This window comes from Paraburkholderia sp. 2C, from assembly GCF_054589215.1.
In genome coordinates this window covers 278905-298247 of the sequence record NZ_BAAILL010000049.1, presented here as the reverse complement: position 1 = coordinate 298247, position 19343 = coordinate 278905, and the positions used below count along the sequence as shown (strand labels likewise).

General features: G+C 60.0%; 20 protein-coding genes and 3 pseudogenes. 22 read left to right on the top strand and 1 reads right to left on the bottom strand.

Annotated features, from left to right (window positions below; genetic code table 11):
• Positions 1–107: 107 nt before the first annotated feature.
• The 5 genes from ACYPXD_RS25640 to ACYPXD_RS25620 all read left to right on the top strand — a co-directional run bounded on the left by ACYPXD_RS25640 (position 108) and on the right by ACYPXD_RS25620 (position 5963).
• Positions 108–863 (top strand): crotonase/enoyl-CoA hydratase family protein, encoded by a 756-nt coding sequence (locus ACYPXD_RS25640; protein WP_459717705.1) that lies wholly within the window; start codon positions 108–110, stop codon positions 861–863.
• A 65-nt stretch (positions 864–928) separates the two neighbouring features.
• Entirely contained in the window at positions 929–2836 is a 1908-nt protein-coding gene (asnB, locus tag ACYPXD_RS25635) for an asparagine synthase (glutamine-hydrolyzing) (protein WP_459717702.1), read from the top strand.
• 110 nt (positions 2837–2946) lie between these two features.
• Positions 2947–3864 (top strand): EamA family transporter, encoded by a 918-nt coding sequence (locus ACYPXD_RS25630; RefSeq protein ID WP_459717698.1) that lies wholly within the window; start codon positions 2947–2949, stop codon positions 3862–3864.
• 96 nt (positions 3865–3960) lie between these two features.
• Entirely contained in the window at positions 3961–4878 is a 918-nt protein-coding gene (locus tag ACYPXD_RS25625) for a diiron oxygenase (RefSeq protein WP_459717696.1), read from the top strand.
• A gap of 41 nt (positions 4879–4919) precedes the next feature.
• Positions 4920–5963, top strand: a complete 1044-nt coding sequence (locus tag ACYPXD_RS25620) for a 2Fe-2S iron-sulfur cluster-binding protein (protein ID WP_459717693.1) — start codon at positions 4920–4922, stop codon at positions 5961–5963.
• 17 nt (positions 5964–5980) lie between these two features.
• Here ACYPXD_RS25620 and ACYPXD_RS25615 read toward each other — a convergent pair whose 3' ends face one another.
• The gene (locus ACYPXD_RS25615; RefSeq protein WP_459717691.1) at positions 5981–6841 is read right to left on the bottom strand and encodes a 2OG-Fe(II) oxygenase; all 861 of its coding nucleotides are present in this window, start codon (positions 6839–6841) and stop codon (positions 5981–5983) included.
• A gap of 457 nt (positions 6842–7298) precedes the next feature.
• Here ACYPXD_RS25615 and ACYPXD_RS25610 point away from each other — a divergent pair.
• The 17 genes and pseudogenes from ACYPXD_RS25610 to ACYPXD_RS25530 all read left to right on the top strand — a co-directional run.
• Positions 7299–7763 (top strand): annotated as a pseudogene (locus ACYPXD_RS25610) (carbohydrate-binding protein); the annotation flags it as partial.
• Positions 7764–7837: 74 nt separating this feature from the next.
• On the top strand, positions 7838–8230 hold the full coding sequence (locus ACYPXD_RS25605; protein WP_459718535.1) for a hypothetical protein: 393 nt from the start codon (positions 7838–7840) through the stop codon (positions 8228–8230).
• Between the two features lie 13 nt (positions 8231–8243).
• Complete coding sequence (locus tag ACYPXD_RS25600; protein ID WP_459718508.1) at positions 8244–9509, top strand: glycoside hydrolase family 18 protein; 1266 nt, start codon at positions 8244–8246, stop codon at positions 9507–9509.
• An 82-nt stretch (positions 9510–9591) separates the two neighbouring features.
• A complete protein-coding gene (gene gspG, locus ACYPXD_RS25595) occupies positions 9592–10002 on the top strand; it encodes a type II secretion system major pseudopilin GspG (protein WP_459717688.1) in 411 nt (136 codons plus the stop codon).
• A 23-nt stretch (positions 10003–10025) separates the two neighbouring features.
• Complete coding sequence (locus ACYPXD_RS25590) at positions 10026–11210, top strand: type II secretion system F family protein (protein WP_459717685.1); 1185 nt, start codon at positions 10026–10028, stop codon at positions 11208–11210.
• A gap of 4 nt (positions 11211–11214) precedes the next feature.
• Positions 11215–12888, top strand: a complete 1674-nt coding sequence (locus tag ACYPXD_RS25585; protein WP_459717682.1) for a GspE/PulE family protein — start codon at positions 11215–11217, stop codon at positions 12886–12888.
• Positions 12889–12910: 22 nt separating this feature from the next.
• Positions 12911–13741: a hypothetical protein gene (locus tag ACYPXD_RS25580; protein ID WP_459717678.1), complete on the top strand. Its 831-nt coding sequence runs from the start codon at positions 12911–12913 to the stop codon at positions 13739–13741.
• Positions 13738–14328: a hypothetical protein gene (locus ACYPXD_RS25575; protein ID WP_459717675.1), complete on the top strand. Its 591-nt coding sequence runs from the start codon at positions 13738–13740 to the stop codon at positions 14326–14328. Before ACYPXD_RS25580 ends, ACYPXD_RS25575 begins: the two co-directional genes overlap by 4 nt.
• Positions 14325–14837 (top strand): hypothetical protein, encoded by a 513-nt coding sequence (locus ACYPXD_RS25570; protein ID WP_459717672.1) that lies wholly within the window; start codon positions 14325–14327, stop codon positions 14835–14837. Before ACYPXD_RS25575 ends, ACYPXD_RS25570 begins: the two co-directional genes overlap by 4 nt.
• 23 nt (positions 14838–14860) lie before the next feature.
• A complete protein-coding gene (locus tag ACYPXD_RS25565; RefSeq protein WP_459717670.1) occupies positions 14861–15454 on the top strand; it encodes a hypothetical protein in 594 nt (197 codons plus the stop codon).
• Positions 15451–17298, top strand: a complete 1848-nt coding sequence (locus ACYPXD_RS25560) for a secretin N-terminal domain-containing protein (protein ID WP_459717667.1) — start codon at positions 15451–15453, stop codon at positions 17296–17298. Before ACYPXD_RS25565 ends, ACYPXD_RS25560 begins: the two co-directional genes overlap by 4 nt.
• A gap of 15 nt (positions 17299–17313) precedes the next feature.
• On the top strand, positions 17314–17781 hold the full coding sequence (locus tag ACYPXD_RS25555; protein WP_459717665.1) for a type II secretion system protein: 468 nt from the start codon (positions 17314–17316) through the stop codon (positions 17779–17781).
• A gap of 5 nt (positions 17782–17786) precedes the next feature.
• Positions 17787–18164, top strand: coding sequence for a type II secretion system protein (locus ACYPXD_RS25550; protein WP_459717662.1), 378 nt, complete (start codon positions 17787–17789; stop codon positions 18162–18164).
• A 109-nt stretch (positions 18165–18273) separates the two neighbouring features.
• The gene (locus ACYPXD_RS25545; protein WP_459717659.1) at positions 18274–18714 is read left to right on the top strand and encodes a type II secretion system protein; all 441 of its coding nucleotides are present in this window, start codon (positions 18274–18276) and stop codon (positions 18712–18714) included.
• Between the two features lie 87 nt (positions 18715–18801).
• Positions 18802–18954: pseudogene (locus ACYPXD_RS25540) on the top strand (carbohydrate-binding protein); the annotation flags it as partial.
• Between the two features lie 29 nt (positions 18955–18983).
• On the top strand, positions 18984–19205 hold the full coding sequence (locus ACYPXD_RS25535) for a hypothetical protein (RefSeq protein ID WP_459717656.1): 222 nt from the start codon (positions 18984–18986) through the stop codon (positions 19203–19205).
• Between the two features lies 1 nt (position 19206).
• Positions 19207–19343: pseudogene (locus tag ACYPXD_RS25530) on the top strand (glycosyl hydrolase); the annotation flags it as partial.

Sequence of the window (19343 nt, the reverse complement as noted above, 5' to 3'; positions counted from 1 at the left end):
ACGGTCGACGTGGCCCAATCTTGGCACAAGACCGCCTGAATTCGCAATCTGGCCTGAGGGGAGGCGCGCTAGCATCGGTGTTTCTCGTAAGCGCGCTGAGCACGACAATGGAACAGGCCTTCGTCAAGGTTTCCCGGCAGGAAAACGTATTGCTGGTTGGATTGAATCGGCCGGCAAAGCGAAATGCTATGCCTGAAGCAATGCTGCTGGAACTGAGCGATATTTTCTCGAACATTCCCCAAGACATCGGAGCCGCGGTACTTCACAGCACGACAGAGCATTTCTGTTCCGGACTTGACCTAACCGAGGTCGGCGGACAATCGGTGATCGACTGTTTCGAATTTCTCCGGGAATGGCAAACAGTCTTCAATCTCATTCAATTTGGCCGTGTCCCCGTGGTTGCGGCAATCTCTGGCGCGGCGATCGGTGCTGGACTTGAAATGGCAATGGCTTGCCATATTCGCGTCGTCGATGAGACTGCATGGTTTTCCTTACCGGAGGGCGCGCGCGGCCTCTACGTCGGAGTAGGAGGGTCGGTCCGCTTTCCGCGAATTGCGGGCACTGCACTCATGATGGACATGATGCTCACCGGGCGAAAGCTATATGCCCATGAAAGCCTGGCAAGAGGTGTCGCGCAATACGTGGTGCCTGCCGGAGCGGCAATCGACAAGGCGGCCGAACTCGCAGCGACCGCTGCGCAAAACATGGCCATGACTAATCACGCAATCATTCATGCACTGCCTCGCATTGTGGAGCAGGGGCGCGACGAGGGGCTCTATACAGAAGCGTTGATCGCTTCCATTGTTCAATCAAGTCCGGAAACAGCCAAACGAATGAACACATTCTTGCATCGGAAAAAATAGCGCGTCGCTTGGTATAGGTTTGGTTAGTTTAAGGGAACATATTATTTTAGATTCGGATTACTGATATGTGTGGCTACGTCGCAATATTTTCCAGACATGCGAGGCAGTTTGCTCAAGGGCAGTTCGATGCTGCATTGGCCGCGATTCATCATCGGGGGCCGGATAGCCGCAGCATCTGGCTCGATCCAGAAGGTAGAGTCGCATTCGGATATGTCCGACTCGGACTCGTCGGGTTAAGCAACGGCACTCAGCCGATTGTGGCGGACGAGGCGGATGTCGTGATGATGGTCAATGGTGAGTTCTATGACTTTGCACGGATCCGGACCGAGCTCGAGTTGGAAGGATGTCGGTTCAAGACGTCATCGGACAGCGAGATCGCCTTGCATCTTTATCGCCGGCATGGCTTGAGGGGTCTTAAGCAACTGCGCGGAGAATTTTCGATTCTCATCTATGACCGTTTGCTCGAGACGATCGTCGCTGTGAGGGACCGCATCGGGGTGAAGCCTCTGTACTACGCCGAATTTGAAGGGGCGTACTACTTCGGTTCTGAAATCAAGGCCCTACTGGCTGCAGGTCTACCAGCCAAGTGGGATCAGGACGCGTACGCGAATCGTGGGTTCGTACTACGGGATCGGACGCTGTTTGATGGCGTGCGCAGCCTGAGGCCCGGCACGCTACTGCTCGCGGATCGAAGCGGTTTGCAGGAGAAGGTGTGGTGGGACTGGCAATTTCCGCCGCGTGATCAAATGGACCATGATCGCTCTGAAGCGGCAATGATTGCAGACGTGCGTGCGGTGATCGAGGAAGCCGTCCGCCTGCGGCTGCACGCGGACGTGCCGGTAGGCGTCTGCTTGAGCGGCGGGATTGATTCCTCAGCGGTGCTGGGCGTAGCGACGGCACTTTCGACACGTCCGTTGCTGGCGTTCCACCTATCGTTCGAAGGCGCACACGGATACGACGAGCGCCGTTACGCGGAAGCGGCGGCAGCCCACAACGCAGCCGAATTACATGTTCTTTCGGTCAGTCAGGACGACCTTGCCGATCATTTCGAAAATGCGCTTTGGCACACCGAAACTCCGTTCTCGAATGCGCACAGCATCGCCAAATATCTCCTTTGCAAGTTCATTCAAGGCAAAGGGATGCGCGCGGTATTGACGGGTGAGGGTGCCGACGAGGTGTTTGCCGGCTATCCGCATTATCGTCGCGACATGGTGCGCTTTAACGCGGAACACCAGCATCCGGATGAGATCGGCCGCATGCTTGAACGTATTAATGCCGATGACAATCGCTATCTCGGGAAGCCGACTGACGACGTGGGTTGGGTCAACGCGAATCTCGGGCGCAGCATTGCGTGGATTGAAGCGCAATCGGCGCTCTTCAAGCCGATTGCGACGCTGTTTTCCGATGAGTATCGCCGGGCGTCTGCTTGTGCGGCACCTTATCGTCAGTTCTTCGATCGACTTGGGCCACCCGATTTCGACGACTGGGACCCCGTGAATCAGTCGCTCTATGCCGTTGCGAAATCTAGCCTGCCAAATCTCGTACTCGCAACACTCGGCGATCGACTGGAAATGGCCGGTAGTCTTGAAGGTCGCCCGCCGCTGCTCGACCATCATGTCGTGGAGGCGGTATCGCAGTTGCCGGTCTGGATGAAGATTCGCGGCAGTGTGGAAAAGTACGTGCTGCGCGAGGCGATGCGTCCGTATCTTCCGAAAGTGATCCTGGATCGAAAGAAGCAGTATTTTCGCGCACCTCCGTCGCTGCTCAACCCGAATTCCAGGCTTTTCCAGCTTGTCTCAGACACGCTGGCCAGTCCGCTGTTGCACGAATTGCCGTTCTTCGAGCCCTCGCGCGTGAGGGATTTCGTCGCCCTTGCCCGTTCATTGCCTGATGCGCAGCGCCCCGCGGCCGACCACGTTTTGATGGAAATCGCGGGCCTCTGCCTGCTGCAAAAGCGCTTTGCATTGCGTTGAGGAATGATGTGGACCGGGTGCATTTGTGTCATCAGGCCAGGCATTCACGCAGGGCACAGAGCGCTTGCAGCATAAGCGTGGCTGTTCCTCCTCCCCTTTCTAGAGAACATATGGAAAAAAAGCATCTTGCTCTTGCATTGGTCGTTACGTTCGTATGGGGCATCAATTTCCCCGTCACGAAGGTGGGACTGGATTCACTGGACCCGTTTGTTTTGACAGGCGTACGATTCGCGCTGGCTGCCATTCCACTCGTATTTCTCGTGCGTCGGCCGTCAGTACACTTTGGATATGTGGCCACTTACGGTCTGATCTTCGGTATTGGCATGTGGGGGGCGATCAATTACGGCATCGCGGAAGGCGTAGCCCCTGGCATTGCATCCTTGATTATCCAACTGAGTGCGTTCTTCACGATGTTCTGGGGGGCGCTGTTGTTCCGCGAAGCGTTGCGTGGCGCACAAATTGTCGGTGCAGTGATCGTGCTAATCGGCTTACTGGGGATTCTCTTTGCTCAGAAGGGGGTGCATCAGGTCGCCGGCATTCTGCTGATTGTCTTGAGTGCATTGGCCTGGAGTGTTGGGAACGTCATCATCAAGAAGTCAGGCGTCAAAGAGATATTTTCGTTTATGGTTTGGGCCAGCCTCTTTCCGCCTGTACCGTTGTTGCTCGGAGTTTGGATCACGGACGGAAGCCGACCGTTCATCGTCTCCTGGCAAAATCTGCATGACATAGCGCTCTTTTCGCTGGCATTCCAGGTCTACCTCGCTACGCACTTTGCGTACTGGGGCTGGAACTCGCTCATGAAGCTATATCCAGTTTCCGTCGTTGCACCGCTATCGCTGATGATCCCCATCTTTGGCATCGTGACATCGGTTTTCCTCATCGACGAACAGGTGAGCTTGCCTGAATTAGCTTCGATGGTCGTGATTGTTTTCGGACTGGTCATCGGGATATTCAGAAGAACTATTGCGCGCGATACATGTGCGACTGGTGTGAAGTCGCCGCCGGCTCGAGCAATTCATCGCCAGTAATCGTGGTTGCGGCGCTTCGCGATAACTCCTTTTAAATTTCCGGCTTCCGGTCGACTTGTACGCGACCGGAACACCATCGTTTTGCGGAGAGACGATATGCTCACCGATGAAGCTGTTTCATCAAGTCACGTGAAAGAGACGCTCAACAAGCTCTCAGCATTATGGCGAGAACGCGCTACGGTCAACCATGGGCTGGTCGATCACAGTTCTCTGAGCTTTCAACCACAGCGAGCGGATTTCCCGGAGGCACTTTTGCCGTTCCGGAATCATCCACGCTGGAAGGAGGCTCCTGATGACATCAAGGCGGCCGCACTATCCTATGCGTGGGCTATCTATAACCTGAAGACAGTCTACGTGGAGTGTGACATCGTGATGCCGGCATGCGAAGACCTCATCAAGCGACCGTTCGGAGGCGCTGCTGCGCGATACGAGTTGCAGCAGGTCATGAGTGAAGCATTGCTGGACGAAGCCTTGCACACGAAGATGTCGATTACGGCATGCAATTATATTTATCGTCATCGCAAGCTCGTCCCGCTCGACTACACAAAATTCAATCTTGTGATGTGGCGAGAGCGGCTTCTTGCTGATTGCGAGGCAGAGGGAAAGCGTCGATTGGCGAAATTCGCAATCGCTGCGGCAAGTGAGACGCTGATCACGGACTATCTCAACACGCTGGCCGCTGACACGGACATTCAGCCGATCTGCCGGGAGGTCACGCGATCGCACGCGATGGACGAATGGGGGCATTCACGTGTGTTCAGTGTTGCTGCTGAACATGTCGTCGCATCGCTATCGGAAAGCGAGCGCCGCTGGTTCGCGGGTATCGTCCAGCGAACCGTAGAAATGTTCGCGGACAACGAGCTGGGTGCATGGGCGGCGGCTTTGGGGATGTTGTCATTTCCTCATCGCGAGGAAATGATTAGCGACTCCATGGAATCGGACAAGATCAATGTCTATACGAACTCTGTGGCAAATCTGCTCGAGAAATTGGGGCTGGACGTATTACATGGCTAGATCGTGCCAAACAACGTGATGCGCCGAACTTCAGAATTAAAATGAAACAGCCACTCCATCTCAGGTGCGAAGATGTCATCAGAATGTCGCGGTCGGTCAACGCATACTGGCTCCGGTTGCTCGATCGTCAGCGCTATGGTGAATGCAACCTTGGCAAGCACCTTTTGATAAGCTTTCCGGATTCCACTAACCGCTTGCAGCGACGACGCTATTCGATAACAGGCAAGCCGGAAGCCGGCGTCATTGAGATTGCCGTGAAGCGTCAATCGGATCGGGGAGTTTCCGCGGCTATCCACGAGCTCCTTACGGAAAACTCGATGTTGATTGCGGAAGACATATCGGGGGTGTTGACGAGTCAATCGCTCCTAAGCTACGGCAATGTCCTTATGATTTGCGGAGGCATTGGCATTACGCTTCCCCTTGGTCTTGCACGCGGTCTTGCAAGGCTCCACCAACGGGGGCGGGCCGTGCCGAACATACGTTTGATCGCGTGTGTACCGCGTTTCGACGATCTCATCTATTTTGCCGAATTGCTTTCAATGCAAGCGCGATATTCGTGGTTTTCGGTTTCGACATTTGTCACACGCGAGCAAGTTCGCGCAGGTATCTCATATCTCGCATCCGGACGTCCCGATTTGCGCACGCTGGTGAACGAAATCGATTCGCCTGATGCGGTCGTCATCTGCGGCAGCGGTCAGTTCGTGAGGGCCTGGGAGCAGAAAATTGGCCACGCCTTCCCAGATGCCGTCGTTCTCGACCAGCATGAGCAACGTGTTCAGTTCGCCGACGACGTAATGTCGCATGCGGCTCAGGGAGACATGTCTTCCACGATCTGTCTTGCAAACCGTGAGGTTGAACTGCACGCGGCGCGAGATAATACGTTGCTTGAAACGCTCGAAGCGAATGGCGTACAGATTCCAAATCAATGCCGGGTCGGTATATGCGGTCGGTGCAAGATTCGGATTGTTGACGGCGAAGTCGAATCGACATCCGATGTAGGGCTTTCAGCCCGCGAGCGGGAGAGCGGTTATCGGCTCAGCTGTTGTACGCGGCCTTGCAGTGAACGGGTGATATTAAAGCTTTGACCAACCGCCTCGACTGGCTACTCACACACCCGCTCCCGCATCCACTTCGTCATAATCCACTTCTCGCCGCTCGTCACGGGCGCGCCGCCATGCAGCGTCATCGGATCGAGCTGGCCGCGCCCGTTCATATATCTGAAGTACACGGCGCCGCCGCGGCGCGCGGTGACAGCGATGCTTGCTTCCGGAAAGATCGTTGCGCCGCCGCCTTCGACGTCGTTCAGATAGACGATCAGCGTCGCGATGCGCTGCCCGCCGCGCGACGTGTGGACCGCGCTGCCTTCCTGATCGGGCGGAAAGTAGTCGAAGTGCGGCTGGTACTCGCCGCCCGCCGCGTAGTGCAGGATCTGCAAACCTTCGCCGTGGTCGATGGGCCAGTTCATCAGCGCGGCAATGCGCCGGTCGATCCGTTCGATCAGCGCATCTTCGCATCGCGGAAACCAGCAGCCTTCGCTCGTGCGCGTCTCGATCACGTCTTCACTGCCGTTGTCGGGATTCACCGTCGTCGATCGCTTCAGGCGGTGCCTTGAACGCTCGATCAGGTCCGCGCACTCGTCGCCCGACAGCACGTCGTCGAACACGATGATCTGCGGACACGCGACGCGGATCAGCACCGATATGTCACGATCGTACGCACGGATGCAATTGCCCTCGGTGACGGGGCATGCGTCGTATTCGTACGGGCTGGCATCGTTGACAGCCGCGTCGACGACTGTTGCAAGCTCACCGTTGCCCGCCGTAACCGCGCTTCGCACGACATCGCGCGCCATCGACACATCGATGCCCGCCCGCACCATCGCTTCGACGATCGATGCGTGCGTGCATCCGCGGTTCAGGTTGGTCGTCAGCCATTCCGTCCATACGGCATCCATCACTCCCATTGACGCCTCCGTCGATTGCCGGTCGGATTTGCGGAAATAAATGATAGTAGATTTGCGATGTTATTTTCTGGATGAATAGAAAAATTACTTTATTGGACATTAATTAACGCGCGACTAATGAACGACGCTTTAATGAAATTAATGTCACCAATCAAGTGGCCGGATGTCGCGCTGGTGGTTTGCCCGGCGCAGCACGGCGTGGCGCGGTTTTTCTGGATCCGGAGGCTAGTCAACGTCGTAGTGGAATGTTTGATATTTTATTTATCTTTTCAAACTTGAATAAATAGAAGGGGAGGTTGTGGATTTATTGGTTAACTCTTGATTGATCGATTTGAATGACCTATCTATTAGCAAAGGCGTGTCGTGGGGAATAAAAGGTTGGGTCAGCAGTTGCGTCGCATGTCTTGTTTTGCATCGTGGCTGTCGGTCGCAGTGCCGGAATGCGTCAGGAGATCTTATGAAGATCAAGAAGAACGGGGCTTGTGTGTCAGCACTCGTTGCGTTGTTGCTCGCAACCCGTTCGATTGGCGCGCTGGCTGATGAGTGGAAAGAAGGTTCGACCTACACCGCCGGCGCCACGGTCACCTATAACGGCCACACTTATCAGGCGCTGCAAACGCATACCGCGTATGCGGGCGCGGGCTGGAACCCTTCGAGTTCTCCGACGTTGTGGCGAGATATGGGGGCGACAGGTGGTTCGCCTTCGCCTTCGCCGGCGCCGACACCAGCACCAGCACCAGCACCAGCACCTTCGCCAGCACCTTCGCCAGCACCAGCACCTTCGCCCGCGCCGGCACCCACACCCGCGCCGACGCCTGCTCCTTCACCGACGCCCTCGGGCGCGGGATGCTATACCGCATGGTCGGCGACTCAAGCGTATGCCAATGCGGGTTCATTGGTGACTTATAACGGACGCAACTACAAGAACAAGTGGTGGACGCAAGGGGACAATCCCGCGCAGTCTGGCAGTTGGGGCGTATGGCAGGATCTGGGCGCATGTGCTGGTGGCCCGTCGCCCTCACCCGCGCCGGCTCCGACGCCAGCACCAACACCAACACCAGCGCCAGCGCCAGCGCCGACGCCAGCACCAACGCCGACACCAACGCCGACACCAACGCCGACGCCAACGCCGACGCCAACGCCAACGCCAACGCCAACGCCGACGCCGACGCCGACGCCAACGCCAACGCCAACGCCAACGCCAACGCCAACGCCAACGCCAACGCCGACGCCGACGCCGACGCCGACGCCAACGCCAACGCCAACGCCAACGCCGACGCCAGCACCAACGCCAGCACCAACGCCAACGCCTGCCCCATCACCGGCACCGTCGCCCTCCTCAAGCGCGCACGAGGTAGGCGGATACTTCGCGCAATGGGGCATCTATGACCGCAACTTCAAGGTGAAGGACATCGACACCTCGGGTCAGGCAAAGCAGTTGACTTTCATTAACTACGCATTCGGCAACATCTATGCGAAGAACGGCGGCTACGAATGCGACATCATCACCAAGGCCGAGCCTGGCGCAACCAATCCGGATGCGCCCGATGCGGGCACCGGCGGCGACGGATGGGCCGACTATCAGAAAGGATTTTCGGCCAGCGAATCCGTGAATGGGGCCTCGGACCCGTGGCAATACGCGTGGGACGATCCGCGCAACGGCAAGGCTGGACCGCTCAAGGGTAACTTCAATCAGTTAAAGCAACTTAAAGCGAAGTACCCGAACCTGAAGGTCATGCTGTCGATCGGCGGCTGGACCTGGTCGAAATGGTTCGGACGTGCCGCGTCGACCGACGCCGGGCGCAAGCAACTGGTGTCGTCGTGCATCGACGTCTACATCAAAGGCAATCTGCCGTTCGATGCGGGTTCGAATGCCGGCGGCGAAGGCGTCGCAGACGGCGTGTTCGACGGCATCGATATCGATTGGGAGTTTCCGGGTGGGGGCGGCCAACCTTATAACGTCATTGACCAGAACGATAAGCAAAACTATACGCTGCTACTGGCGGAGTTCCGCAAGCAGCTCGATGCGATCGGTGCGCAAAAGGGCAAGCGATATCTGTTGACCGTTGCCATCGGCTCGGGGGGAGACAAGATCGCGAATACGGATCCCGCCCAATACAGCAAATCGCTCGACTGGATCAACGTCATGTCCTACGACTTCCATGGCGGATGGGAGTCGGCCGGCCCCACCGATTTTCAATCGAATCTCTACAAGGATCCCGACAGTCCGAATGCGAAGACCGAGACCGGCGCGTCCTATAACGTCGATGCCGCCGTCAGGAGCCTGCTTGAAAAGGGCGTGCCGCCGTCGAAGATCGTCGTCGGCATTCCGTTCTACGGCCGCGGCTGGACCGGCGTGACCGCCGGACCGAAGGGCGACGGTCTCTACCAGAAGGCCACGAAGCCGGCACCCGGCAAGTACGAAGAAGGCATACAGGATTACAGACTATTGAAGAGCGCGCCCGGTACCGTGTATGAGCACCCAGTGGCGAAGCAATCGTGGAAGTTCGACGGCACCACGTTCTGGTCCTACGACACGCCTACGACGGTCCGCATGAAAGTCGACTACGCGAAGCAGCAGAACCTTAGGGGCGTGTTCTCGTGGGAGCTCGACGGCGACACGCCGGATGCGGAGCTGACCAGAATCCTCGGTGAAGCGAACAAGTGATATGCGCCTACCTTTGAAAAGAGATCCGGCCGCCTGCGTTGCGCCGGCCCACGACACCGCGTCGTTGCATCCGCAACGGCGCGTGGACCGCTGGCGTGGCTTCACCTTGCTCGAACTGCTCGTGGTGTTGCTCATCATCGCGCTGCTGGCCGGCTATGTCGGTCCGAAGCTGTTCGGCGAAGTCGGCAAGGCACGCAGCAAGACCGCGGCGTCGCAGATGAAGGGCATCGAAAGCGCCCTCGATCGCTACCGGCTCGATACGGGTCACTATCCGCCAGGCGACGTCGGCCTGTCGGCGTTGATGACGAATCAGGGCAATACGCCGGGGTGGGAAGGTCCGTATATGAGCAGCGCGATTCCGAACGATCCATGGGGAAAACCGTATAACTACCGGATCCCCGGAGAAAACGGAAAGGACTACGACCTCTTCACTTATGGCGCGGACGGCAAGCCGGGCGGAACGGGCGAGGACGCTGACATCTTTTCGAAGTAGAACGATCCTGATCGGCGGTCGTCATGCGCTACCGGGTGATAGTCAAAAGCGAAAACGGCGAACAGGAATTCGAATTGCCGGGCGATGACGAAGCGCAGGTACGGCGGACCGTGGCGGAGATGGGCATGTCGGTCGTCGGCGTTGCGCCGATGGAATCGCGCAGCTTCGCGTGGTCGTTTCGCAAGCCGGTATTCGAGCGCTCGCTCTTTACGCAGGAACTGATCGCACTACTTGAAGCGGGACTGAGCCTCGTGGAAACCGTCGAAACGCTACGCGACAAGAGCAAGGAAGGCATCAACCGAACGGTGCTGCAGACCATCGTCGACGCGCTGTACGAAGGCTTGCCGCTCTCGAAGGCGCTCGAGCGGCAGGCCGGGGAATTTCCGGCCCTGTATGTTGCAACCGTTGCATCGGCGGAGCGCACCGGGCATCTTGCCGAGGCGCTCAAGCGCTATCACCACTACGATGCGCGGCTCGATGGCGTACGCAAGAAGGTGGTGTCGGCAATGGTGTATCCGTCGATCGTCATTGCCACCGGGACGTTGATCATCGTTTTCCTGGCGTTTTATGTCATTCCGAAGTTCAGCCAGGTGTTTGCGTCGATGAAGGACATTCCGTTGTCCGCAAAAGTCATGTTGTGGTGGGGAGACCTCGTTCATGAACACGGCGCCGTATTGCTCATATGTCTTGCGCTGGGCATCGCGGCGATCGGCTGGTCGCTCGGTAACGGCAAGGTCAGGGCGAGGATCATGAGTGTGCTGTTCCGCTTCCGGCGGCTTGCGGCCTATCAGCGGCTTTTCGCACTGACGCGCTTTTACCGCACGCTTGGCTTATTGCTGTCGGGCGGCATGTCGGTGGTCGCGTCGATGGAGCTCGCGGCGCAGCTGCTGCCGCGTCAGATGCAGGGAGCGCTTGCGCAGGCCGTCGAATCGATTCGCGCGGGCCAGGCGCTGTCGGCCGCGTTGCCGTCCGCCGATCTGACGACGCCGGTCGCGGAGCGGCTCATTCGGGTCGGCGAGCAGAGCGGCGAGTTGCCGGCGATGATCACGCGCTCGGCCGAGTTCTGCGACGAAGAACTCGATCGTGCGATCGATACGCTGATGCGCGTGGTCGAGCCGGTGCTGATGCTCGTCGTGGGTGGAATCGTCGGAGCGGTGATTTTCCTGCTGTACATGCCGATCTTTCAGCTTGCGGGCAGCGTGGGGTGACATCATGGCGCAACTGCTCCACGCTCGAACGGCCCAGGCACTCACGGCTAAAGACGATGCCCCGGATTCGCGCACCATGCAGGTCCGGCTATGGGATGACGCGGAGCACGATCCTTCGGTTTATCTTCAGCGCGTCGCGGGGCTAACCGGGTTGCGCGGCCTCGATGCCGAAGAACTCGAAGCGATGGAGCCGTGCTTCGATCGGCTGCCTTTCGCGGAGGCGATCTCGCGCAATTGCGTGCTGGCGCGCGACCGGGACGGACAGCGGCTTTTCGTGCTGCCCGATCCGTTCGACCGCTATCTGCGTGCATGGGCAATGCAGCGCGTGAAGGCAAGCTTCGCATTCGCGTTTTGCGTGCCCGCGGATCTGCTGGCGTATCTCGCCGTCCATGAGTCCGCGCATCAGGCGCTCACGCAGATCAATGTTGGCGACGCCGCGAGTGCGACGGCGGACGCCGGCATGGAGATATCGCTCGCGACGCTTGCGGCCGATGTGCATCCGGTCATCCGTCTCGTGAACTCTTCGTTATACGACGCATTGAAAGCGCGGGCGTCGGACATCCATATCGAAAGCACGGCGACGGGGCTCGTCATCAAATACCGCATTGACGGCGTGTTGCAGACGACGGCGTCGACGGCCGGTGTCGAGGTCGCCGAACAGGTGCTGTCGCGCCTGAAGGTGATGGCGGACCTCGATATCGGCGAGCGCAGAATTCCTCAGGACGGACGCTTCCGCGCAATCATCAATCAGCGCGAGATCGATTTCCGCGTGTCGATCATGCCGTCGATTCACGGCGAAGACGCCGTGTTGCGCGTGCTCGACAAGCAGCGCGGAGAGTCGGGCAACACCTCGTTGCGCCTCGACGCGATCGGCCACGAACCCGATATCGTCGAAGCGCTCCGTGCGGTCGCGCATGAACCGTATGGCCTCATTCTTGTGACCGGACCGACGGGGTCGGGCAAATCCACGACGCTGTACGCGACGCTGACGGAAATCAACACGGGCGAAGAAAAGATCATCACGATCGAAGACCCGGTCGAATACGAATTGCCGGGCGTACTGCAGATACCGATCAACGACAAGAAGGGCCTCACATTCGCACGCGGACTCCGGTCGATCTTGCGGCACGACCCGGACAAGATTCTGGTCGGCGAAATACGTGACGGTGAAACCGCGGGCATTGCGGTGCAGGCTGCGTTGACGGGGCACCTCGTGCTCACGTCCGTTCACGCCAATAACGTCTTCTCGGTGCTCGATCGTTTTCTGCATATGGGCGTCGATATGCACAGCTTTGTCGACGCGCTGCTGGGCGCGATGGCGCAGCGGCTCATGCGCAAGAACTGCCCGCATTGCGTTCGCGACGATGCCGCACCCGACGACGCCTTGCTGCATGCATCGGCATTGACGCGCGAACAGGTACGCGATTGGCGCTTCCGCAGGGGCGCCGGTTGCGAAGCATGCCGGCGCACCGGCTATCTCGGCAGGCAGCCCATCGGGGAAGTGCTGCGGCTCAATGATCGGATCAAGCAATGCTTTGTCGAGCGGCGGCCGATGGTCGAATTGAAAGAGGCTGCGCAGCAAAGCGGGTTTATCCCGATCAGGCAGGTCGCGCTGCGCGCGGTAGCCGACGGGCGCACGACGCTCGCGGAAGTCAATCGCGTGACGATGATCGAATAGCGCGTGAGCGACGGAGATCCCAATGGCCCTGTCATGGAGTCGCATCACATCCGGCGTGCGGGCGGCGCATCTGACCCGATGGTTGCCCTCGCGGCCGCGCGAGCTGAAGTGGTGGAGTCAATCGACAGTATGGCTCGATGGCTATCGCGCGTGCCGCTTCAGTGCCTCGGGCCAGGTCGAAGCCGTTTTTTCTCTGGCGAATCCCTATGAAATTTCAGCCGCGCTGCCTGCGCTCGACGCATTGCTACCGAAGCCCGAGACGCTCGGCGTGCATCGCCTGCGCCTGCTCGTCGGCGCACCGTTCGTCTGCTATTACGCATTGCCGTGGCGCGCGTTGCCGCGGCCCGTCGACTGGCTTCCGCTGGCACGCATGCAGTTCGTGCAGGGCGGCGGCGGTGGCGCCGAGGCATGGCGCTTCAATGTGCAGGACCGCGGATGGGGAAGCGCGCGCCTTGCCGCGGCGGTGCCCGAGCTGCTGTGCGAGTATCTTGCGCGCCAGTGCAAGCAGCGCAGGATCAGCATGCATACGGTCGAACCCGCGTACACCTATGCGGTGTCGCGGCACCGCCGGCAAATCGCCGACGGTGAAATTGCGGTGGTCGAACTCGAGGAGATGGAATCGAAGGGCGTCTACATCGCAAACATAGGATTTCGAAGCAAGGGACATTGGAGCGGATTTGTCACGCTGCCCGCGCTGGAGCCGTTCGACCGGGTGTTTCGCGATGCCGCGAGTTTATGCGATGCGCCGTTCCCCGAGCGGATCTACGTGATTGCACCCGATACCGTGGACCGCAACGCAGCCGACGCGTCGCGCACGCACTGGCTGACCGTGCCATGGAGCGTCCCGGTATGAAGACGTTCGGCCTCGACATGGCAAGGGCGAATCGTCCCGGCGCGGCGCCGGGCATGGTTGCGCTGCTGCTTGCCGTGGGTCTGCTGCTGGTCGCGATGCAGTATCTCGACCATCTGAAGCGCAACGGCGAGGCGCTCGGCGAGCGCGAGACGTCGATTGCACGGCAGGAGCAGAAATACCAGGTGATCGGCAAGGCGCATCGGAATCCCGGCAACCCCCATTCCGAAGCACTGATGGCGCAGCAGCGCTATGCGGCGGAGCCGGCGCGCGACCTCATCGAACGGGGATGGAACCCGAACATTGCGTTCCTCTCGCTCGAGGTGGTCACGACTTCACGGCAGATCAACATGACTTTCGAAACGCGAACGGCACAGGAGGCGCTGTCGTACGCGGACTGGATCGAGGCACAGCCGGCTACCGAGCGTGTGAATGTGACGCGGCAGACGCAGAAACCGGGGCCGCCCGTCAAATCGGTCGAAACGACGCTGCAAATCACGTGGCGCGCGAATGCCGGTGAAGTCGCGACAAGCGCGGCGTCTGTGCCGTCCACTGCCGCGGCCGGCGCACCGGCGGAGGTGCATCGATGAACCGGCTGATCTGGGAGGCGAGGCGAATGCAGTGGCGTCTGGGTACGACGGGCTTGCTCGCGGCAATCCTCGTCGGCGCGGTGATCGCGATCGCTCTGTTCGAGATCGTCCCGACGGCGCGCGATATCGCCACGCGTGAACATGAACTCGAGACGCGCGCAGCGAAACTGACTGAACCGCCTCCGCCGGTACCCGATGAAGCTGCCGGTCCGGCAAGCGCGGACCAGCGCTTCTTCGTATTCCTGCACAGCTTCCATGCGATCGCGTTGAAGAACGGCGTTTCATTACCGCAGGTCAGCTATGAACCGGCCAAAGAAGAAGGGGCGCTCAGGCGTTATGCGGTCAGTGCGTCGTTTACGAGCACTTACCTGCAACTGCGCGGCTTCTTTGCCGACCTTCGACGCCTGCCCGGCGCGCGGTGCCAGCGCATCGCGGTCTCCCGCCCGGACATCGGCGCGACACAGCTCGAAGTACGCATCCAGTGCTCGTTTCTCGTCGAGGGTGCGTAATGAAGGGCGTCGATGTCCGGTCGATGAATATCTCGAGGCCGGTGCAGGGCCTGCTCGTCGTGGCCGCGGGGCTGGCCACGTTCGCATACTGGAAGGGACATGAAGCACCTACATCGACATCACACGAGCGCAACACGCCAGCGATTACTGCTTCAGCCACGCGGCCCGCGCGCGCGGCATCAGGAAGCGGGGCGGCCGTGCCCCCTTCTTCGGACGCTGCGCGCGCTGCAAACGCAGGAACTGCCGCTGCGGCAATGCCGGTGCCGCCGGCACCCGCGATGGCGATGGTCGACGTGTTTCCGCGTCAGAACTGGCTGCCACCGCCTCCTCCGCCATCACCCGTATCCGCTGCGCCGCCACCGCCGCCTGAACCGCCGCCGTTGCCGTTTGTCGTTCGCTCGTTATGGCTCGATCAGCACGGCGCCTTCTATGTCGTGCTGAATGCGGCCGGCAAGGATTTCATGTTGTGCGCGCAGTGCAACAAGAAAGGATTTTTGCGCGTGGGCGATGTGCTGCTGAACGAGTACCGGATAGAGAGCGTCAGCGAGCGCGAGGTCAGGTTTCTTTATTTGCCGTTGAAGCGCAAGCAGCAGTTGACGTTTGGAGGAGGCCGATGATGCGGCTTGCCCGGTTGTGCGTGGCGCTGTTGCTGATCGTGCTCGCGGCATGTGCGGCAGACATGCGCCGGCAGCAGCTCGAGACGCAATTGAGTACGTTGCCGCCGGATCAGGCGCTCGAGCTGCTTGCGCAGCAATCCGCTCAGTATCCCGATGACTTGCAGGTTCGCAGCGACTATCTGCAAATGCGCCGCCGTGTAATGGAAGACTACCTGACGCGCGCGACGACCGCCTATTACGCGAACGATCTCGCGCAGGCGCGCGTGTGGGCGCAAAAGGCGCAGCAGGCGTCGCCGGGCGACGACAATCCTCCGCAGATGCTCCAGTGGATCGATACGCAAGGGCCGATCGATTCGGCTGTGCGGTATGCCGAATCGATCCGTGCGGAACGGCCGGACGAAGCGCTTGCGATAGCCAGCGACGTGCTCAGGCGGCAACCGGGCAATCTTCGCGCCGCCCGTTTGCGCGACGACCTGCTTATGCCGCGGGGCCGCGAGTTGACACCTACGTTGACGCGCGACCTCAGTCAGCCGATCACGGTGCAGTTTCGCGATCAGCCGCTGATCAGCATTTTCGAGCTCGTTTCGAATATCACCGGCTTGAACTTCACGTTCGATCACGACGTCGCGGCCACGGCGCCGACGACAATCTTCGCGACCAATACGCCCGTCAAACAGGTCATGGCAATGGTGCTTCAGGCCAATCAGCTCGCGAGCAAGGTGGTGAACGGCACGTCGCTGCTCATCTATCCGAAGCGGCAGGACAAGGAAACCGAATACCGCGATCTCGCGGTGCGCACGTTCTATTTGCAGAATGCGCAGGCGCCGCAGGTGCTGGCCGTGCTCAAGCAGATGGTGAAGACGCGCGACGCGGTAATCGACGAGCGCACCAATGCGATCATCATGCGCGATGCGCCGGAGACGATCGCGGTGGCCGAACGCCTGATCGCGGCAATGGATGTGACGCCAGCGGAGGTTGTGATCGAAGCGCAGATCATCGAGGTATCGTCGACGGACCTTTTGCAGCTCGGCGTGCGGTATCCGGACCGGATCGAGTTCGGCATACGGCCGACACCCGACGAGACCGATACGACGACGCTTCCGTCGGGCTTCGTGTCACTCGACGAGCTGCATCATCTGAACAGCAGCGATGTGATCGTGCGACTCGGAACCGTCGGCATCGACTTGCTGCAAAGCATGGGCAAGACCAAGACGCTCGCCAATCCGCGAATCCGCGTGAGGAACCGCGAGAAGGCGAAAGTGCTGATCGGCGACCGCTTGCCCGTTGTGACCACCACCTTGTCCGGCAATTTCAGCTCCGAGAGCGTCAACTATCAGGACGTCGGTCTGACGCTCGACGTGCAGCCGTCGATCGTCAATTCACGCGAAGTACAGGTCAAGCTGAAACTCGAGGTGTCGAATGTCACCGATACGATCACGACGAGCAGCGGCCTCGTCGCATATCAGATCGGCACGCGAACGGCCGAAACGGTGATGAGCGTCAACAACAATGAAACGCAGATACTCGCCGGGCTGTTACAGCGCAACGAGCGAAGCGGCGGACAGGGCCTGCCGGGCCTGAGCCGGATTCCGATACTCGACCGGATCTTCGGCACGAAGGTCGACGACGAAAAGCAGACCGAACTGATTCTGCTTTTGACGCCGCGCATCGTGCGCAATCAATCGATCCCTGCGGGAAATGCGGTCGCGTTCGATTCGGGCACGGAAACCCGGATCACAACCGAAGGCAATGATCTGAGCGGTGGAACGGCGATCAAGGTGCCGCCGAAGGGAATGAACACGCCGCCGCCGGCGCTCGAGCCGCCGGGCGGAAAAGACCGGTAGCCCCTGGAAACGGCCATGCAGCGCGGCTTCACGTTGATCGAGATGCTCGTCACGCTGGCAATCATGGCGGCGCTTGCGATGGTCGCGCTGCCGCTCACGCAGATCGCTGCGCAACGCGACAAGGAGGAGGAGTTGAGGCGTGATCTGTGGCGGATTCGCGATGCGATCGATGCATACAAGGCGGCAGCGGAAGCAGGAAAGATCGACCGGACGGTGGGCGACAGCGGATATCCGCCGACGCTCAGCGTGCTGGTGGACGGTGTGCCGGACAAAACGAGTCCGACGCACGCGCGCCTGTACTTTCTGCGCCGGATTCCTCGCGATCCGATGTGCGATTGCCCGAGCAAGGCCGATGCGCAGACGTGGGGCAAGCGCAGTTACGCAAGCCCGCCGGATTCGCCCGGCGAAGGCACGGACGTGTACGACGTGTATTCGCTGTCGGACGAGCAGGGGATCAACGGGATTCCTTACCGGAGGTGGTGATCGACATGGGTAAGCGTGCTTTCCGGGCATTTACGCTGATAGAACTGTTAGTCGTGCTGGCCATCATCGCGACGCTTTTAACGATCGTCGTGCCGCAGTTTTTCGGGCAAACGGATAAGGCGAGGGAAACGGTGCTGCGCGAGAACCTCAGCATGATGCGCGATTCGATCGACCGCTTCCGTGCGGACCAGGGACGATATCCGGAAACGCTCGATGAACTCGTCACGCGGCGTTATCTGCGGGAAGTGCCGATGGACACGATCACGCAGAGCCGGAGCACGTGGCAGGTGGCGCCGCCGCCTGACGGGAAGCCCGGCGTGTACGACGTGCATAGCGGTGCGAAAGGCAAGGCGAAAGATGGGACGGATTACGCGAACTGGTGACGAGGCTTTTGGCTGCTTGACGCTTGGGCGTGGGCCGGGGCGTGGACGCGGCTGTGGCTGCGGTCGCGGTTCCGTCCTCGGCTACCGGCGGCGTGAGCGGGGTGTCGTCATGTTATGGGCGCTGATGTGCGTCGCGCTGATATCAATCTATCTGATGAGGGTCGGCGAAATGTGGGCAACGAATATCACGCGGGCCAACGAAGACGAGTTGCTGAGAAGGGGCGACGCGATTCGCCGTGCGATCGACAGTTATGTGCGCGCGGAGAGCAATGGCGCTTTTCCTCGGAGCGTCGACGATCTTTTGCACGACCCGCGTGTTTCATATCCGCGCCGGCATTTGCGCGCGGCGTATGGGGATCCGCTCACGCATGGTGACTGGAAGCTTGTGACAGGCCCCAACGGTGAGCTTTATGGCGTCTATAGCGATGCGGATGGTGTGCCGCTGAAACGGGATGGTTTTTCGGACGCGGACGCGAGCTTCGCGCTGCAGACGAGCTACCGGGAATGGAAGTTCGTGATGTACCCGAGCAACGGGATGGTCAGGCGGTGAGGTGTGCGGGTTGAAGCGTGTGGACGGCTTGTCGGATCGGTAGGGTGGATTGAGCGCGCGGATGGATCGCGATTGAGCGGAGGCGATATGAGGTCACATGTCTATAAGAGGTTTGCCTTGTTGCCGGCTGTGACGGTGCTCTATGCTGGCGCCGGCTATGCACAGCAGGCGTGGCAGGAAGGGACGACCTACACGGCGGGCACCACCGTGACCTATAACGGTCGCCTGTATCAGGCGCTGCAAACGCATACGGCCTATCCGGGCGCGGGGTGGACGCCGTCCGGTTCGCCGACGTTGTGGCGCGATGTGGGGGCGGCGGGAGGAGCGCCGACGCCGACGCCGACGCCGACGCCGACGCCGACGCCGACGCCGACGCCGACGCCAACGCCAACGCCAACGCCAACGCCGGCACCAGTACCAGCACCATCTCCGGCATCGGGGTGCTACGCAACATGGTCAGCAACCGAAGCATACGAAACGCCGGGGACTAAGGTGACCTATAACGGACATAACTATAAGAACAAGTGGTGGACTCAAGGCGACAATCCCGCCCAGTCGGGTGCATGGGGCGTTTGGGAGGACCTGGGCGCATGCTCTGGTGGATCGGCACCGACACCGGCACCGGCACC

Bases quoted from the DNA above. Each gene is read 5' to 3' on its own strand.
- ACYPXD_RS25590 (WP_459717685.1), top strand. From the start codon at position 10,026: ATGCGCTACCGGGTGATAGTCAAAAGCGAAAACGGCGAACAGGAATTC.
- ACYPXD_RS25575 (WP_459717675.1), top strand. From the start codon at position 13,738: ATGAAGACGTTCGGCCTCGACATGGCAAGGGCGAATCGTCCCGGCGCG.
- ACYPXD_RS25615 (WP_459717691.1), bottom strand. From the start codon at position 6,841: ATGGGAGTGATGGATGCCGTATGGACGGAATGGCTGACGACCAACCTG.
- ACYPXD_RS25625 (WP_459717696.1), top strand. From the start codon at position 3,961: ATGCTCACCGATGAAGCTGTTTCATCAAGTCACGTGAAAGAGACGCTC.
- ACYPXD_RS25555 (WP_459717665.1), top strand. From the start codon at position 17,314: ATGCAGCGCGGCTTCACGTTGATCGAGATGCTCGTCACGCTGGCAATC.
- ACYPXD_RS25630 (WP_459717698.1), top strand. From the start codon at position 2,947: ATGGAAAAAAAGCATCTTGCTCTTGCATTGGTCGTTACGTTCGTATGG.
- ACYPXD_RS25550 (WP_459717662.1), top strand. From the start codon at position 17,787: ATGGGTAAGCGTGCTTTCCGGGCATTTACGCTGATAGAACTGTTAGTC.
- ACYPXD_RS25565 (WP_459717670.1), top strand. From the start codon at position 14,861: ATGAATATCTCGAGGCCGGTGCAGGGCCTGCTCGTCGTGGCCGCGGGG.
- ACYPXD_RS25605 (WP_459718535.1), top strand. From the start codon at position 7,838: ATGTGCTGGTGGCCCGTCGCCCTCACCCGCGCCGGCTCCGACGCCAGC.
- ACYPXD_RS25545 (WP_459717659.1), top strand. From the start codon at position 18,274: ATGTTATGGGCGCTGATGTGCGTCGCGCTGATATCAATCTATCTGATG.
- ACYPXD_RS25560 (WP_459717667.1), top strand. From the start codon at position 15,451: ATGATGCGGCTTGCCCGGTTGTGCGTGGCGCTGTTGCTGATCGTGCTC.
- ACYPXD_RS25640 (WP_459717705.1), top strand. From the start codon at position 108: ATGGAACAGGCCTTCGTCAAGGTTTCCCGGCAGGAAAACGTATTGCTG.
- asnB (WP_459717702.1), top strand. From the start codon at position 929: ATGTGTGGCTACGTCGCAATATTTTCCAGACATGCGAGGCAGTTTGCT.
- ACYPXD_RS25580 (WP_459717678.1), top strand. From the start codon at position 12,911: ATGGCCCTGTCATGGAGTCGCATCACATCCGGCGTGCGGGCGGCGCAT.
- ACYPXD_RS25570 (WP_459717672.1), top strand. From the start codon at position 14,325: ATGAACCGGCTGATCTGGGAGGCGAGGCGAATGCAGTGGCGTCTGGGT.
- ACYPXD_RS25620 (WP_459717693.1), top strand. From the start codon at position 4,920: ATGAAACAGCCACTCCATCTCAGGTGCGAAGATGTCATCAGAATGTCG.
- ACYPXD_RS25585 (WP_459717682.1), top strand. From the start codon at position 11,215: ATGGCGCAACTGCTCCACGCTCGAACGGCCCAGGCACTCACGGCTAAA.